Here is a 16,167-nt window from a genome sequence, read left to right on the forward strand (position 1 = left end):
TATTGAAAAATTTCCTGCCTAGGATACGCTACATACTTTACTCACAATTATGGACAAAATTCCCTGGAGATACCCAATTAAAAAGATTTCCTGAGCTGTACTAAGAACTTAAATAGTTAGACATTTACATCACTGGCTTCAGAACGTTTACTGGTTAATTTGAATAGCATAAGCCCCCCTTGCTCTGATACCCAGCCCATGACTGCACCGAGAAGTAAAGCCATTACAGTGCTCTGCCAATCACCGTTAGAGCCGAAAAAACAGGCAGTACCACAAAACGTACCGGGTATAAATGACAATAGGTGAACTTTAGCTTGTACACACATACCTATAACAGCTAAAAACACAATCACAGCCATCGCGTACGGAAATGAAAATACTCCCAGCAATTGAAAAATAATGGCCCCCCATACAACACCCGCAAGATTAGTCACACTACTTTTAATAAAACCGTCATTCTTTCCCCCTGCCGCATAAAAACTTGCCATGGCAACAAAGAAAATCCAGAGAACCAGTTTTAAAGCAGTTGCATATTGAGCAAATACGGCTGCAATAATACCCGCGCTAATACCAATCGATAATAAATACCGCATTTATACACTCCTCTCAATTTATATTATCCCTCTTGGGTACCTCCCGTTTTTCTTATAACTATTATCTATTCATACTTCTCTACTCATCGCATCTGCCATATCCTCAAGCTGTTGCACTACTGAGTTAACTTCTTGCAGTGAACCAGCTACATGCTCGATTGCTATTGTCATTTGCCCAAGAAGTTTATCTATTTCATTTACACGTTGAGAAGTGTCGCTACTTTCGTTTTGTAACTCCTTCACAATGATTTCGATTTTTTTTATTGAATCACCACTACTCGTAGACAGTTTCCGAATTTCTTCCGCTACTACACTAAAGCCTCTGCCGTTGTTGCCGACTCTTGCAGCTTCAATCGCTGCATTTAGTCCCAAAAGATTTGTCTGTCCAGCCAAATTTTTAATTAATCCCAATATTTGATCAGTTTCTTTCATCCGTGACTGTGCTACAACCGAAGCTAAAGACATGGTATGACTTAATCTGGAAATTTCTGTTGCTTGCGCTGCTATTTCTTGACTACCGCTTGCTAAAATACCAACTTGTTCAGTTATCTGAAGTACGACCTTTTTTAAGGCATCTTGACGATCTATGGTTTCAGAGACACTAACTGCCCCGATTACATCCCCCGCTAAATTGCATATAGGCATAGAGATAGCGATAAATGGTTTTCCCCACATTTTACTGTCTTCAATCCGAACGAATACTCGTCGTTTTTCATGGATTGATCGGTATAATGGCATATTGGGCTTCAACGGTGCATTAACAGGAACTTTCAAATCTAAAGTTCTACCCGGCTTATATAGCAGAAATTTTTCACGGTCAGTCAAACTTACGCCAACATCAGAGCTCAACATATCATTTAAAAACGGTAAAACATATAAAAAGTGCTGAATAATCAAATCATTTTGATCATACATTTCCCATACTCCTATATCTTCAGTGTAAACTGCTTTGGCAGAAGTCACCACTCATTGACACAGTACTGCGCCAATTTGAGTTAATATACGAAACCGCTTTGAAATAATCTGTAAGCTATACCGGTGACTTTTTTAATAAGAGCAGGCAATAAATACGCCTGCTCTTAATTCTTCTAAATTTTTGATTACATTAGTTTTTCAACAGCATAATTAACTATTGCTTTGCCATTTTGCCATACTTAAATATTTATTGGTAAGAGATACGCCGCTTTCTTTATCTGTTTGTATTCCCATCGCCGCTCTTATAGCATCCATGGACTCAGGAATTACGACTGCCTCTTGAGGAATATTAATAGCAAACATAATGTCATCGCCGGAATTTACAATAGATTCTTCCCACACTGCTATTTCATACATATCTCCTCTAGGATTACCTAGGTCGCGGGCATATCTAAACAGTGAAGCATTGCCCAAAAAGCCATCTTCAAGACGTACCACTCTGATACGCGGGTGAGCCCTGAAATACTGTAAAGCTTCTTCTTTATCCAGTTTCTTTTTTGGTGTAGCTACTACAGTAATAATATGGCCATGCGTAACAGGAGTGTGTACAAGTATCCCTGTTGCCTGAACATGTGGCATAATTGTCATAAGGTCAATTGCCTGATGACTGGGAGCCTTATCCATCTGTAAAGCATTGGTTAGTCCCCGGTGGTAATCGCCTGGGTCGGCTACCCGTCTAATAATAGTAATAGCCACTTTTTCGATCCCAACTTGCTTATCTAAACAATCTACGGCTCGAATCAAACCGGTCGTATTACAAGAGGTCAATTTCAAAAACTGTTTGTTGACTCCCTTTTCGTAGTTAGCATAACCATGAAAGAAAACATCAGCAACTGTGTTTTTTTCACCGCCTTGAAAAATGGCCTTAACGTTGTACTTAAGATATAGCTCCTTGTTTTTCGCACCGATACCCGCACTTGTGGCATCCAGGACAATGTCAACTGATTTAATTAAATCCTCGATAGTTCCTGAAATCGGAATTCCAGCGTTCTCCAATAATTTTTGATTATCCGGCACGCAATTATAAAATTTGTATGGCATCCCCTTTTCTTTTAAGGCCCTTATTGCAAGAGTAGGTGACACATCGGCCACTCCTACTAATTCCATATCTTTTTGCAAAGCAACACCATCAGCCAGCCTCTGCCCGATAACCCCATAGCCAACTACGCCCACTTTTACCATTTCACTGCCTCCTAATTATTTAGAATATTACTACTCCATTTACTTTCTCACTGCTATATGACGCTTTGGCGCCCCTTATAATCTAATAAGGCCATTTAAATCTTTCAGTTTTTATTGAAAGATAGTCATAAATATTTGATACATTAAGTTGCTGGATCATTGGTCCGGATTCTTCTTGACCGATGTCAACAGGGAATCTGTCTAAGAAGCTAATTTTCTGAATGCACTCTTCTTTGCTCCAACCTTTTGAAATTCCAGTAGCAACGGAAGCCATCCATTCTCTAATAAAATTACCCTGTTTTAAGATATAGTCTTTCTTTACGACTGGTCCATGCCCTGGAACTATATACTCTATATCAAGACTATACAAAAATTCTAAAGTTTTAAGCCAAACATCCGGGTCACACTCTTGCAGCCAAGTTTGACAACCGGAGAAAATGGTATCGCCAGTAAAAACAACCTTTTCAGAAGGAATGTAAACAGTGACTTGGCCTTTGGTATGCCCGGGAGTATGATATAACTCAAATCGAGTATCTCCGACATCGATACTGAGATTATTGTCAAATAGGATATTAGGCTTATTTACCACATATTCTGCGCGGCTTGGCAAAAGATGCAGGCATTCTCTATCCTGCCGGGTGATTACGTCTACACTATAATCGTAAGAATCCCAAGCGGGTACATTCCAGAATACAGGCAGCACTTCCCTATGTGCAACTACCGGAATTCCTTGAAACCAATGATTCCCGAAGATGTGATCAATATGATGTTCAGTATGAATCAACATACGAATAGGACCCTTGTTTTTTATCTCTTCTTTCAATTCCATAATCTTTGAAATTAGCTGAGGAGTATCAATTAAGACTACTCCGTCAGATGTTGCTACATAACCGGGATTGCAGCCCCGGTAATTTGTTGCTGCAAAAATTTTTTTTGTTATTTGTTGCATGTAAATCTCTCCTTAACTAATAATCACGCTCATGTTTATTTTCCATATAATATAATATATTGAAATAATTGGTATGTTTTGTGGTAAAAAATTTTTTCTGCATAATGCTGCATTGAAACTCAGGCAACATTATGCAGTTTTTCATTATACTATATTCCTTTTGCCTGTTGATTGGCTTCGATCAGCACGTGTCTCGTCCATACCCGAACCATTTCCCGACGGTATTCTTTCGTAGCTCTGGCATCAGTAATTGGTGTACAGGCTTCAGCTGCTGCTTGTGCTGCCGTCTCGGCTAACTCATCGGTAAGTACATTACCAAGCAATATTTTTTCAACGCTACTAACCCGGAGTGGAGTTGGAGCCACTGCCCCCAGTGCCAGTCTAGCTTCCTCAATTACACCGTTAGAATTCAGTTTTAGCCGTCCACCTACGCCAATGATTGCAATATCTGTATCACCACGGATCGCATACTTTTTATATACTGCACCATTACCAGGTTGGAAGACAGGCAGTTTGAATCCAGTCACCATTTCTCCATGCTGTAATACTGTTTTGCCAGGTCCAACAAAGAAATCTTCTAATAGCAAGCTTCTTTCACCTTGTGGTCCAGCAATATTAATAACAGTATCAGCTACTATCAAACCTGGCACAGTATCGGCACTTGGTGATGCATTGCAGGTATTGCCCCCCATAGTTGCCACATTGCGAACTTGCATACTGGATACATTTCCGGCACCTTTCTTAACGACTTGCCAAACACCAGTGAATAGTTCCGATTTAGAAATATCCATTAATCTTGCCATAGCACCGATATGCAAACCATCTTCTGCTTTGTAAAAGCGCCCCAGTTCAGGGATAGAGTTTAAACTAATGACTGTCTTAACTTTGAATGCACGGCTGCGCAATCTAACCACCAAATCAGTTCCACCTGCCAGCAGTTTAGCATCCGGTCCATATTCGTCTAAGAGCTGAACACACTCTTTAACACTCGTTGGTTCGTAATACCAATCAAATTTCATTTTTCATACCTCCTTGACAATAATCACTTAGTTCCAGACCACTATCACAATCTCAAGTACTTTGCGTAGTATTTTTTTCATCACTCAGGACTTTCGCAATTTCTCCTGTAACAGGTAGAAAAAATGTAGTTATGGCTGCTAAAAGATAGCCCAGCGCACAAACAACAATTCCTGTGCCTAAACTATACTGAGTAGCAACTATTCCTAGAGTAAACGGTCCTAACGCCGATATTCCCCGTCCGCAATTGAAACAAAAGCAGGCCCCCAAGGTTCGAATATGAGTAGGAAACATCTCTGCGAAGATTGTTCCAAAAAGACCGGCAAAGGAAATTGCAAATCCACAAAATAGAGCACCCACAAAAGCCAGTATACCGGAAGGAGCCACTACAACGAAAGGCAATGCCAGCGTCCCGATGGCAAATAAAGCATATAAAACTGTTTTTCGACCAATTTTATCAGCTAAATAACCGGAAAGTAAAAAGCCAAAACCTGCGCCTACACTATACACCATCATCCACTGAGACATAGTAACCGTATCCCAGCCTCTTTCCTTTACTAAAAATGTAGGAAACCAGGTAGCTGCCCCCCATACCGCTGTTAGTGAAAAACCGGCCGCCAAAGTACCCGCTATTGTTCTTCCAATCAATTGTTTAGAAAACAACTCGCGAACTGATACCGAACCCTTGCTATTGACTCCATCAGACTCAGCTAGCGCCCTTCGTTCACCTTTCCATACCTCGGATTCAGGCATGAAGAAATATATAAAAATTGCCCACAATATTGACGTACTCCCCAGGATAAACAACACTCGCCAACCATATAACGGAATAATTACTGAGGCCACTGCAGCGGCAATCCCTTGTCCTACAGGCATTGCACCTATAACAAAAGAAGTTGCTAATGCCCTTTGGTTTGGCGGCCAGGTTTCGTTAATATAGGCGGCGCAAATTCCCCATAATCCACCTAGGGAAAGACCGCCCAGGACACGAAGTACTATTAGTTGGGTTGCAGTATTCGCCAGCGCAATCGCGCCTGTCAATATCCCAAAGGATAATAGACTTGCAATAAAAGCGCTTTTCCTCCCAAATCGGTCAGCATACCACCCAATCACAAAAGTACTAAGACTGATACCAAAAAAAGTCGCGGTTCCAACTGCACCAGCTTCAACTAGTGATATCCCCAACTCACTGATAATATAAGGAAGGGCTACTGCCAACAAAGTAAGATCTAAACAGTCAAATATATAGCCAATAAATGTTCCAGCAAGGACACGCCATTTTGCATCGAAATGCTGCAATTCGAGCTCACTCCCTATCCTGCCACGTATGACAAACAAGCCTACTTGTAAAAATTGGGTTGATCTACTTATTATTCATTTGATCCCGTGCAGCCTCAACAGCCTCAACAATTTTTACATAGCCGGTACAACGGCAGATATTCCCATGCATGCCCTCGCGAATATCTTCTTCGGTCGCATACGGATTCTCATCCAGTATAGCTTTAGCAGTGAGAATCATACCTGGTGTACAAAAACCGCATTGAATGGCAAAGTGGTCAATGAAGGCTTTTTGCAGAGGGTGCAATCCATTTTCTCCTTCTAAACCCTCAATAGTAACGATCTTTTTCCCCCGCGCCTGGCTGATGAGCATCGAGCAGCATTTAACTGCTTTGCCATCCATAATAACGGTGCAGGCACCGCAGTTAGCATCGTCACAACCTTTTTTTGCTCCTGTAAGACCAAGGTCATCCCGAAGTACTTCCAATACGGTTTTATAAGGTTCTACATGCAGCGTATAAGGTTTCCCGTTAACCTCAAAATCAACCACTATTGTTTCGATATTGGCATTTCTCATTTGGAAGCCTCCTTTTCTTTAATAAGCTCTAAGATACGCTCAGCAGTCATAGGCATAACCGTCGGCCGAATCCCTGCAGCCTGGTGAACGGCGGCAGCAATGGCCGGACCAACAGGAATCATAATCGATTCTGCCATACCTTTCGCACCATACGGGCCATCCGGCAGCGGATCCGGGGAAATCAAGCGCATAAAGTCTTTTTGCAATGGTGTTTCCAATACGGTAGGTACCCTGTAATCGCTCAAATTAGGATTGACTAACCTGCCGTCATGGTAAATATGACCGTCATACACCGAGAAGCCCAGAGCCATGATAACCCCGCCATCAATCTGACCTTCAACCAGCTTAGGATTAATGGGGTTACCAGTGTCGGCGCAGCTAGCTAGTTTAAGCAGTTTAATTTGTCCAGTTTCAATATTTACAGCAATTTCGCAAGCAAAAGCACTGAATTGATACCAGTTCCACATCCTTGGCGTCCGTCCGTCTTCATGTCCTGGACCTGACCAAGGCACAGCCGGTGCCGGGCAGAACACGCCACGGCCGCGAACCGGAGTTCCCCTGAGCAAACCCCATATCTGCTGAGTAAAGAAGGAGAACGGCTTAAACAGGTCTGGAATAGGAATTTCTTCAATATGACACCCAACTATATATGCCTTGCCATTTTTAATTGTGACCTTATTCGCTGCCACACCCACTTCCCGTGCTGCAGCTTCTTGCAGTTGGCGAATAGCATCTTGGCAGGCAATGACAACGGCATTACCCGTAGTATAAGTCGTACGGCTGGAAGCACCAAAGTTATCGTACGGCGTCCTACCGGTATCTGCTCTAACTACTTTTATAGTTTCAATAGGAACCTGGAATTCAGTTGCAACCATTTGTGCCAAGGTTGTTTGTACACCCATGCCTTGCTCATCACAGCTAACCAATAATTCAATGCTGCCATCGCAATGCACAAGAACATCCGCTTCCGCACGTCCAAGAGGGGTATTTTGTTTGCCGCCGAGAGCAATCCCTTTGCCTTTGCGCCACGGACCCGGTTCCTGCACGGAAGGTTCGTCCAGTTTAACAGCTTCCGCAACCTTCTGCAAACAAACCGCAACGCTGGTACTGGTCAATTTTTCACCATAGGCATTTTCGTCTCCCCGTTTGAGCAAGTTCTTTAACCTAATCTCAACAGGGCTGATACCCAGTTTATCCGCCAGCTCATTCATTAAGTTTTCCATCGCCCACTCGGATTCGGGGCAACCCAAACCACGATAAGGGGCACAAGGCACAGTATTTGTACTTACCGCATATCCATCCGCAAAAATATTAGGTACGTTATATACACACAGTAATCCAGAGCCTGACAACCTTCCATCATATACATTATTAATAGATGCTCCGGTATTCTCCACAAGTTTGAACTGTTCGGCGATTAATGTACCATCTTTTTTCGCACCTATTTTCAGGTTTGTTACACAAGGCCAGTTGGATGGAGAAGAGGTAAACATTTCTTTACGAGTTAATACATAAGAGATAGTACCTTTCGTTCTCAACGCCATTAGCACTGCCAGCGGCTCGATAAGTGGGAACAGACGATTTCCAAAGCTACCGCCTTGATATGGTTGAATTACCCGTACTTTCGATTGAGGGAGATGTGGGAACATTGTGCAAACTTTATCCTTTACTACACCGTGAGCTCCACATCCGTTTGTATAAATGGTAACACCGCCATCAGGGTTATATTCGACAATTGCCCCATTGCATTCAACAGCTGCTGTAGATTTCTTATCATTGGCGAATTTCTTTTCAAGAATGACATCCGCTTCTTTAAAAGCTGTGTCAACGTCGCCAAGCGTTAGCTTATAACTCTGAAGTACATTGGGACCTTCTTTTTGCGAACCCTGATATCCAGCGACTAACCCTAATTTAGGGTCAGTAACAGGGATAGCATCCGGACCAAAAGCAGCTTCTTGATCTGTTACATAAGGAAGCTCTTCATAGTCAACCTGTATTAATTCCAACGCTTGCTCTGCAATTTCAGGTGTTTTAGCTGCTACAGCCACAACAGCTTGCCCTGCCCAGATAACCTCATCTTTGGCTGGGTTACCATAATAGCTAGAAGCATAAGGAATATGGTACCAGGGAACATCCGGATCACTGCCTTTTATTACCGTAACGACGCCCGGCAGTTGTTCCGCCTTACTGGTATCAACGTTCAGTATTCGTGCATGCGCATGTGGGCTGCGTAACACCTTAACATGAAGCAGATCTTTAAATTGATTTTGGTAATCCTCTACAAATTTAGCTTTGCCGGTCGCTTTTTCATAAGCGTCAATTCTCGGCACACTTTTACCAATAAAACTGTAGTTTTCACAATCAGCCATACTACTACCTCCTTGATTTGATAAATTAAGGAAAATGTAACCTTTAGTGGCTTTTCTGGTTTTTCCTACTCCTTTCACTTTATCTTAGTTGTATTCAAGAGACTGTTATCCCCCAAAAACCTTGTTATACACCTTTACCAAAAGAACAATTAGGATAGTGACATTCATCACAGTCGGAGCAAAGTCCGCCATAACCAAGCCTAACAATGTCTTTGCTGGTAAGTGTCTCGCCAGCTAATATTCGCGGTACTACTAAATCAAAAATAGTATTTTTATGATACATAACGCAACCAGGAAGTCCTAATACCGGAACAGAATTTAAATATGCTAACATGAACATACTTCCCGGTAAAGTAGGGGCGCCATAGATAACGAGGTCTCCACCTGCTGCCTTAATGCCGCTCGGAGTAACATCGTCCGGATCTACCGACATTCCCCCTGTTGTTACGATCATTTCTGCCCCTTCTGCGATCAAATCCTGTATTGCTCCCGCAATCATAGCGACATCGTCATTTACAATAATCTGCCTTATCACTTGACTACCCAATTCGGAGAATTTACGCATTATGACCGGACCGAACTGATCAGCGATCCTCCCATGATATACCTCACTGCCGGTAGTTACAATACCAACCTTCCATGGATTGAGTTCCTTAACTTGCATTACAGGCCGGAAGCATTTTGCTAGTTCCTCTACTTTTTTAATTTTGTCAGCATCAATAACCAAAGGAATAATCTTACAACCTGCTACTTTTTTTCCAGCCATAACTATTTGGTTGGAATGTAACGTAACTAAAGCTAATTGATCAATGTCGTTAATTCTTTCTACTGCTTGTACATCAACTTTTAATAAACCTGTTTGAGCTGCAATAAGTTCAACCTTGCCTTCGGCAGCTTCTGATAGATCAATCCCTGAACCAGCCACAGCCTGAGCAAATTGGAAAGCAGCATCATTTTCATGTAACGATTTTTCATCCATATTCCAAACATATAAATGCTCTTTGCCGATATCCAGCAATCTAGGAATATCTTCCTTGCGAACAATATGTCCCTTTTTAAATGCCCGCCCCTTGGTTTTTCCCGGTACAATTTGAGTAATATCATGACTGATAACCATTCCTTCTGCTTCATAGACAGAAATCAGTTTCACATATAAGCCTCCCTACCTAGTACTTCTGTATAAAAATAAATTTCAATCATTTCTAAATTATCACTATTGCAAGTATAATGCCAATATTGCGTGTAAATAAAAATCTAGCAAATTCAGGCCTTAGAAGGTATGATATCTTTATAAATCTTTATTTTAACTTAAGGCTATTGTCTCATAAAATATACACACCCTCTCATCTGTCCCTAAAACCATCATTATTTTCACTGTAAACTTTTGTTTACTGTAAACTTTGTGTATGTACAATTCTGAAATTTCTCTCTTTCGCATATTGCATTATCCTAACGAAATCGCACTTTGATTAGAAAAAGTTCATAGAAAATGCAATTATTTAAAGCTAATCCAAAAGAATAGAAAACACCATCCTATCGTCGATTGTTTAGATACCATCAAAACACGACAAAGATGGTGTTTCTCTTTAACAATGGTACTACATAACGGCTTGAACAAGCAAGAATCTACTACATTCCGTATTGCTTTATCCCTTCTTCTGTAACGTACAAATCGTTTCTGAGTATTATCAACATCAAAACTACTGGTTCAATGACTTTCTTTCAGCCGATGTAAACCCACTTTGACTAGAGCAGAAACCTCAAAAAATAAGCCCCACCTTTATGCAAGGCAGGGCACCAATTGGTTATTTTTTCGAAACTTGCAGATATCGACATATAGGCATCCAAAAGCAAATCATCTCGAACATTCATCTACCTCTTTACACATGTCATAAATGGTTAGAACGGCCACAGATACGACTGTCAACGCCTCCATCTCCACTCCGGTTCTGCCCGTGGTTTAAAGTGGCGGTTATATCTATAGCACTTGCCGCATCATCAATAGCAAACGCAAGAATGTGTTAGTTCTATTAGTTTGATCTCCTTTAGGAGCAATCCCTAACCACCGCTGACCGGGAAAAAAGCCTGGTCCTTATTGGCCCAGCTTAACCCGCGTAGCGGTTTTAACTCTGATTTCTTCTGGATCAACCTTAATCCTGGCCACACCGGTTTCCATAGCCGCTCGCGCCACTGCGGCGGCCACGGCCGGAGCCACCTCAGGATTAAACACTTCTGGGACAACATAATCTTCCCGCAGTTCATTCTCGGGAATAATATTGGCGATAGCATACGCTGCAGCTAGTTTCATATCTTCGTTAATCTGCCGCGCTCTTACGTCCAAAGCACCGCGGAATAAACCCGGGAAAACCGATGAGTTGTTGACTTGGTTTGGAGCATCCGATCGCCCGGTTCCGGCGACTCTTGCTCCCGCCGCCTTGGCGTCGGCATAATAAGCTTCTGGAACCGGATTGGCCATAGAAATAACGATCGAGTCCTTCGCCATGTTTCCAATAATCTCCTTAGTAAATACACCAGGGGCAGAGACTCCGATAAGGACATCCGCCCCTAAAGCAATCTCCGCAAGATTCCCTTGTTGTTTAGCCTTGTTCGTATCTTTAGCCAATTCTGATTGCACTCGGTTTAATCCATGCATACCATCATACAGCGCTCCGGCCACGTCCACCATGGTAACGTCCTGTGCCCCAGCATAGACCAGTATCCGGCCGATAGCCGTTCCGGCAGCGCCCGCACCATTAACGACAATCCTCACGTTTTCTAAGTCTTTTTTTATAAATCTTAGCGCACCCAGAACGCCCGAAAGGGCGGCAATCGCAGTGCCATGCTGGTCGTCATGAAATACGGGAATATCCATTTCCTTTTTTAAAATGTCTTCGATATCATAGCATTTAGGCGATGAAAAGTCTTCAAGATTTATCCCAGCGAAACTGGGTTCAAGAAGCTTTATTGTTTCAATGATTTTTGCCGGATCTTTCGTACCGAGACAGATAGGCACTGCATCTACGTCAGCAAAGGTCTTATAAATCACGCTTTTGCCTTCCATAACCGGCATGGCAGCTTCAGGCCCGATGTCACCAAGACCCAGAACGCGGGTACCATCAGAAATGACAGCTATCATGTTTCCGCGGCAGGTGTACTCAAAAGAAAGCTCTTTGTTAAGTTTTATTTCCTTACAGGGTTCAGCAACCCCCGGAGTATAGGCAATACTGAGGTCATGCATATTTTTGAGTGGCATTTTACTGCCAACTTGCAATTTACCTTGATGTTCCTTATGCGCTTTTAATGCTTCTTCTCTAATGTCCATAAATAATTCTCCCTCGCTTTTTTTTACGGCAGCGCCGTTATTTCCTGTCCTTCATCCTATCGCAATTTATGATATTGAGACTCGCTGCCAATTCTTTGTTGTTTATGTGCTTTTACCTATTATTGATCAAGGGAACGGTAAGGCTCCCCATTGGCATAAGGGTGATACTAGGCTGCGATGATCCTAGTTTAGTGAATGCAATTTTTAACGCTTCTTCCAAGTCTTTAGCTGGTGTGAAGAGTAACAGTCTGGCAAGCTCTGGATCCATAGAAGAAACTAAAATAAATTCAGCTTTTTTCATCAACCGGGTGACAGCATACGCTTTATGTGCGCCTATTTGGAAATCCTCTTTGACTGCAGCTTCTACCTGCTCTGGTGTTGCATATTTCTGCATAGTTTTTTCGTATGTTGCTGATCCGGAACCTTCCGCACATTCACCAAGGATAATCACCACACCGCCCTCACGTACTGCACACCAGGCATTATCCATAGTCTTCTGCAATTGATATACGTTGATATCCTTAGGGTAGCCACCACAGGAAGCGATAACCAAATCAGCTTCTTTCTCAACTGGAACTCCATACACGTCATTCACAAGCTTACAGCATTCCTGATGAGCTAGATTATAATCACCGGCGAACACTTTTAGAAATTCTTTCTTCTCGTTTAGGACGACATTCACCAAAAAGGAAGGCCGGCACATTTCCGTTCCTTCTACTTGGTCATGATAAATTGGGTTTCCCTCTAGCTTGCCAATTACGGCATTGGGATCAAGCATCAAACTGTGATTTTTTCGAACAGTTTCATAATAAGAGACACCGGGGAGCATAGCCTTACGGCCACCGCCGAAGCCAGCAAAAAAGTGGTGTACTACACTTCCGGTACAAACAATATGATCAGCATCAACTACCTTTTTATTGAAATAAACCGGCGTGCCGTATGATGTTGTACCGTAATACTGAAACTGGCTTTTATCCTTACAGTCACTATTGTACATTTTCACTCTTTTTGCTACGTCAGTACCAACTTCACCGACCATTTCTTCTTCCGTCATCAACCTGTGCGTACCAAGCGCGAAAACAATCCACATATCTTTGTCCGGAACCCCTGCCGCATTAAGCTCATCAAGCAATATAGGCATAAAAATATGGCTGTTAGCAACTCTTGTAGTATCATTGACAATGAAAGCAACTGTCTCTCCAGGCTTTACAATATCCTGCAATGGTTTTGACCCAATAGGGTTACGGATTGCCTCTTTGACTGACTCTACAGGATCAGGCAACCTCGGATAATCTTTAATACAAAGTTCATCGATTACTAAATTTGTATCCAGAGTGAAGTTGACCTTAGTCTTACCATACTTATAGATATATTTTTTTTGCACAATCATTACCCCTCCCTTATTTAAGTCTTTCAGCAAGAAATCGGTTTTGCAATGTGTTTAAGATCATATTATGCAAATTTTATGCCACTAAGACAGTGTTTGTACTCTTTGGGGAGATGGCGCCGGAAATCGTTCGAAAGCCCATTAACCTCGCCGCATCTGGTTGCTATGTGAAAATTTCGGAATGGCGTTACCTGTAGAACTTTATTCGATCAATACAAGCTCGTTACAGTAGTGAAAACTACGAGAAAACAGTTGACCGCTTATCTTATATTAATCCATTAAAATGTGTATAAAAATTGAGCATTTCTATCATTATTGCTCAATTTTTATACACTTCATTTGACTAATTCTTATCGTACAAATATATTCAGTTCACGAGAAATTGCAATATAAACCAACCCTAGTTTATATAAATAATCTGATATTCGTCCTGTCCATCATGAAATTACGATAGAAAAAGCCCTTCTGCTGGTGCAAGCTCAGGGTATCGAATTCTGGCACCCGCAACCTAATTCGAATCACCTTTAATAAAATGCAATATTTACCATCAAGTTGTCCTATGGACGACTTATTCGGCATGCCCTTTTCTATGTTTAAGTACATTAATCATGGATTTAAGACTTGTAGAATCTCCGTAAGAATATTATCCCCACTCAAAAATTATATTTGATAACCTTACTCTACCTTTTTATTGTTGTAGTAAAAAACAAAGGCTTTCAGGATCAAATCCTGAAAGCCTTTGTCATTGTTGAATTGGTGCGGGAGACAGGAATTGAACCTGCACGCCTCACGGCGCTAGATCCTAAGTCTAGTGCGTCTGCCAGTTCCGCCACTCCCGCGTCCTTAGAATCAATACTATACCAGCTGTTTTGATTATGTCAACATAAGAAAAGACTTGACTTGTGCCAAGTCCCTTAGGACGCTGGCAGAAGCCTTAGTCGTTCAATCCAGGGAAAGTTATACTTTCCATCTGGATAGAAATAGAACAAGTAACATCCTATTGTACCTTTTAATCTTAATCGATTTCTTGATATATCCAATCGATACATGGGTCTAAATGTTTGAGATAGTCTGCAAACGTCACTTCAAATGACACATCAGGCATGAACGAAAGAAGAGAATTATCATCGATAAGCTCATAATACTTCGTAGAATATCTTATATAAAGACCAGAGCTGTTAAGCAATAGATATTTTACTTCTCCGTAGCAATTTGGTTTACCACCTGTTGGCTCACCCAAAAAAAGAGCATTTGTATTAAATTTTAAATAGTACGTATTTAACAAAGCGGAAGAAAAAGTATCTCTACCTACAATTACAAAGAGCCTGCCTTGACAATTCAGCCGTTCAAAAGTACTCAGCCATTTCAAAAAATCCTTGAAAAGTTCTGAATTACCGCCGCCATTATTTCTCAAATCGATGACCAATTTTTCTATATCGTCATTGTTTTTGATATCCTGTATAAGTTGGTTTGAAAATTCTTCGACAGTATAGCTTGTCATATTTTTACAATTATTATAGTTAATATATAGCAGCTTTTTTACCTGATCGAATTCACTCCAAAAATACTTATCCTTGTTTTTTCTATAAAGAGGTACCTCAGATATTCCATCCTTTTCATATAATATATCCAACTGCCAATCGCTGTATTTGATTGTCGGTAAGATAACTTCCAGTTGTTCGTTATTGCAATTTTCTAGTGTTATTTTTACACTTTTGACATTGTCTGCTATATTAAGGCCGAGAAGAACGTCGGCACAAATGAGATACTCCGGAAGCTGAGACATTAAAAAGCTCTGGTTCTCATGGGCTATGATTCCAGATAAGCGTTCAATAACCTTATTAATTGACAACCCTTCAATTTTGACTACTTTATGATGGAGTAAGTCCCTGAATTTCGGCAGGGTAGATGTAATAAAAATTCCCTCTTGAAACCAATAACATGTAAAAGGCAGACGATTATGTTGCGGCAATGCCACCATAGTGTGCGCATCCCCAACAGCTGCGACAATTTTTGCAATTTCCATGACAATTCTGTAGCGGTCCATATTTTTAACGCATTCTTTAAGTGTGTTTATGTTGGCACTAAATTGTTCTCTTGCTTGATTGAAAAATAGATTTTTATGTAGCAAGGGCAGCTCCTTAGCAAGTTGATCTAAATCCGCCTGCCAATCCATATTTGACATAATTCACCAACCTTACTATCATTTTATTGTTTTGATCGCTCTACTAGCAAACAGGTGGGATCACCTAATATAGCAACCTTAATTTGCTGTTTTTTATCCATGTGATGCCCACTAGATATATCAATTGAGGTACTTCCATTTTCCTTGAAATGGAAATCCACAAAAAAACATGAACCATCTGCTTCAATGTCTACTCTGTGCCGATGTCCACCTTTATGAATCAGATCTGAAACAGTAAAGTTTTTATAACTTTCAGAACAAACTTTTTTAATAGTCGGAACAATTAGTTCTCTATTTAACATTTTTTCTCTACTCATAATACTACCTCGCATT

Annotated in this window: 13 protein-coding genes, 1 tRNA gene and 1 pseudogene; all 15 read right to left on the reverse strand. The window is 41.2% G+C overall.

Annotation, left to right across the window (positions count from 1 at the left end):
- Nucleotides 1-116: 116 nt before the first annotated feature.
- The 15 genes and pseudogenes from ACZ449_RS10990 to ACZ449_RS11060 all read right to left on the reverse strand — a co-directional run bounded on the left by ACZ449_RS10990 (nucleotide 117) and on the right by ACZ449_RS11060 (nucleotide 16,151).
- On the reverse strand, nucleotides 117-593 hold the full coding sequence (locus tag ACZ449_RS10990) for a DUF1097 domain-containing protein (protein WP_464261051.1): 477 nt from the start codon (nucleotides 591-593) through the stop codon (nucleotides 117-119).
- Nucleotides 594-662: 69 nt separating this feature from the next.
- Complete coding sequence (locus ACZ449_RS10995; protein WP_464261052.1) at nucleotides 663-1,508, reverse strand: methyl-accepting chemotaxis protein; 846 nt, start codon at nucleotides 1,506-1,508, stop codon at nucleotides 663-665.
- A gap of 210 nt (nucleotides 1,509-1,718) precedes the next feature.
- A complete protein-coding gene (locus ACZ449_RS11000) occupies nucleotides 1,719-2,750 on the reverse strand; it encodes a type II glyceraldehyde-3-phosphate dehydrogenase (RefSeq protein WP_464261053.1) in 1,032 nt (343 codons plus the stop codon).
- A gap of 82 nt (nucleotides 2,751-2,832) precedes the next feature.
- A complete protein-coding gene (locus ACZ449_RS11005; RefSeq protein ID WP_464261054.1) occupies nucleotides 2,833-3,699 on the reverse strand; it encodes an MBL fold metallo-hydrolase in 867 nt (288 codons plus the stop codon).
- Between the two features lie 149 nt (nucleotides 3,700-3,848).
- Nucleotides 3,849-4,718, reverse strand: a complete 870-nt coding sequence (locus ACZ449_RS11010) for an FAD binding domain-containing protein (RefSeq protein WP_464261055.1) — start codon at nucleotides 4,716-4,718, stop codon at nucleotides 3,849-3,851.
- 52 nt (nucleotides 4,719-4,770) lie between these two features.
- Nucleotides 4,771-6,015 (reverse strand): MFS transporter, encoded by a 1,245-nt coding sequence (locus ACZ449_RS11015; protein WP_464261056.1) that lies wholly within the window; start codon nucleotides 6,013-6,015, stop codon nucleotides 4,771-4,773.
- Nucleotides 6,016-6,079: 64 nt separating this feature from the next.
- Nucleotides 6,080-6,571 (reverse strand): (2Fe-2S)-binding protein, encoded by a 492-nt coding sequence (locus tag ACZ449_RS11020; protein ID WP_464261057.1) that lies wholly within the window; start codon nucleotides 6,569-6,571, stop codon nucleotides 6,080-6,082.
- Entirely contained in the window at nucleotides 6,568-8,940 is a 2,373-nt protein-coding gene (locus ACZ449_RS11025) for a xanthine dehydrogenase family protein molybdopterin-binding subunit (protein WP_464261058.1), read from the reverse strand. Before ACZ449_RS11025 ends, ACZ449_RS11020 begins: the two co-directional genes overlap by 4 nt.
- Before the next feature lie 124 nt (nucleotides 8,941-9,064).
- Nucleotides 9,065-10,090, reverse strand: a complete 1,026-nt coding sequence (locus ACZ449_RS11030) for a molybdopterin-binding protein (RefSeq protein WP_464261059.1) — start codon at nucleotides 10,088-10,090, stop codon at nucleotides 9,065-9,067.
- Nucleotides 10,091-10,807: 717 nt separating this feature from the next.
- Nucleotides 10,808-10,897: pseudogene (locus tag ACZ449_RS11035) on the reverse strand (cyclic pyranopterin monophosphate synthase MoaC); the annotation flags it as partial.
- 135 nt (nucleotides 10,898-11,032) lie between these two features.
- A complete protein-coding gene (locus ACZ449_RS11040; RefSeq protein ID WP_464261060.1) occupies nucleotides 11,033-12,262 on the reverse strand; it encodes an NAD(P)-dependent malic enzyme in 1,230 nt (409 codons plus the stop codon).
- A gap of 112 nt (nucleotides 12,263-12,374) precedes the next feature.
- Nucleotides 12,375-13,646 (reverse strand): nickel-dependent lactate racemase family protein, encoded by a 1,272-nt coding sequence (locus tag ACZ449_RS11045; protein WP_464261061.1) that lies wholly within the window; start codon nucleotides 13,644-13,646, stop codon nucleotides 12,375-12,377.
- Between the two features lie 757 nt (nucleotides 13,647-14,403).
- Nucleotides 14,404-14,488, reverse strand: a tRNA-Leu gene (locus ACZ449_RS11050).
- Between the two features lie 176 nt (nucleotides 14,489-14,664).
- Complete coding sequence (locus ACZ449_RS11055) at nucleotides 14,665-15,834, reverse strand: S41 family peptidase (protein ID WP_464261062.1); 1,170 nt, start codon at nucleotides 15,832-15,834, stop codon at nucleotides 14,665-14,667.
- Between the two features lie 23 nt (nucleotides 15,835-15,857).
- The gene (locus ACZ449_RS11060) at nucleotides 15,858-16,151 is read right to left on the reverse strand and encodes a hypothetical protein (protein WP_464261063.1); all 294 of its coding nucleotides are present in this window, start codon (nucleotides 16,149-16,151) and stop codon (nucleotides 15,858-15,860) included.
- Nucleotides 16,152-16,167: the final 16 nt, after the last annotated feature.

The organism is Desulfosporomusa polytropa (assembly GCF_055380075.1).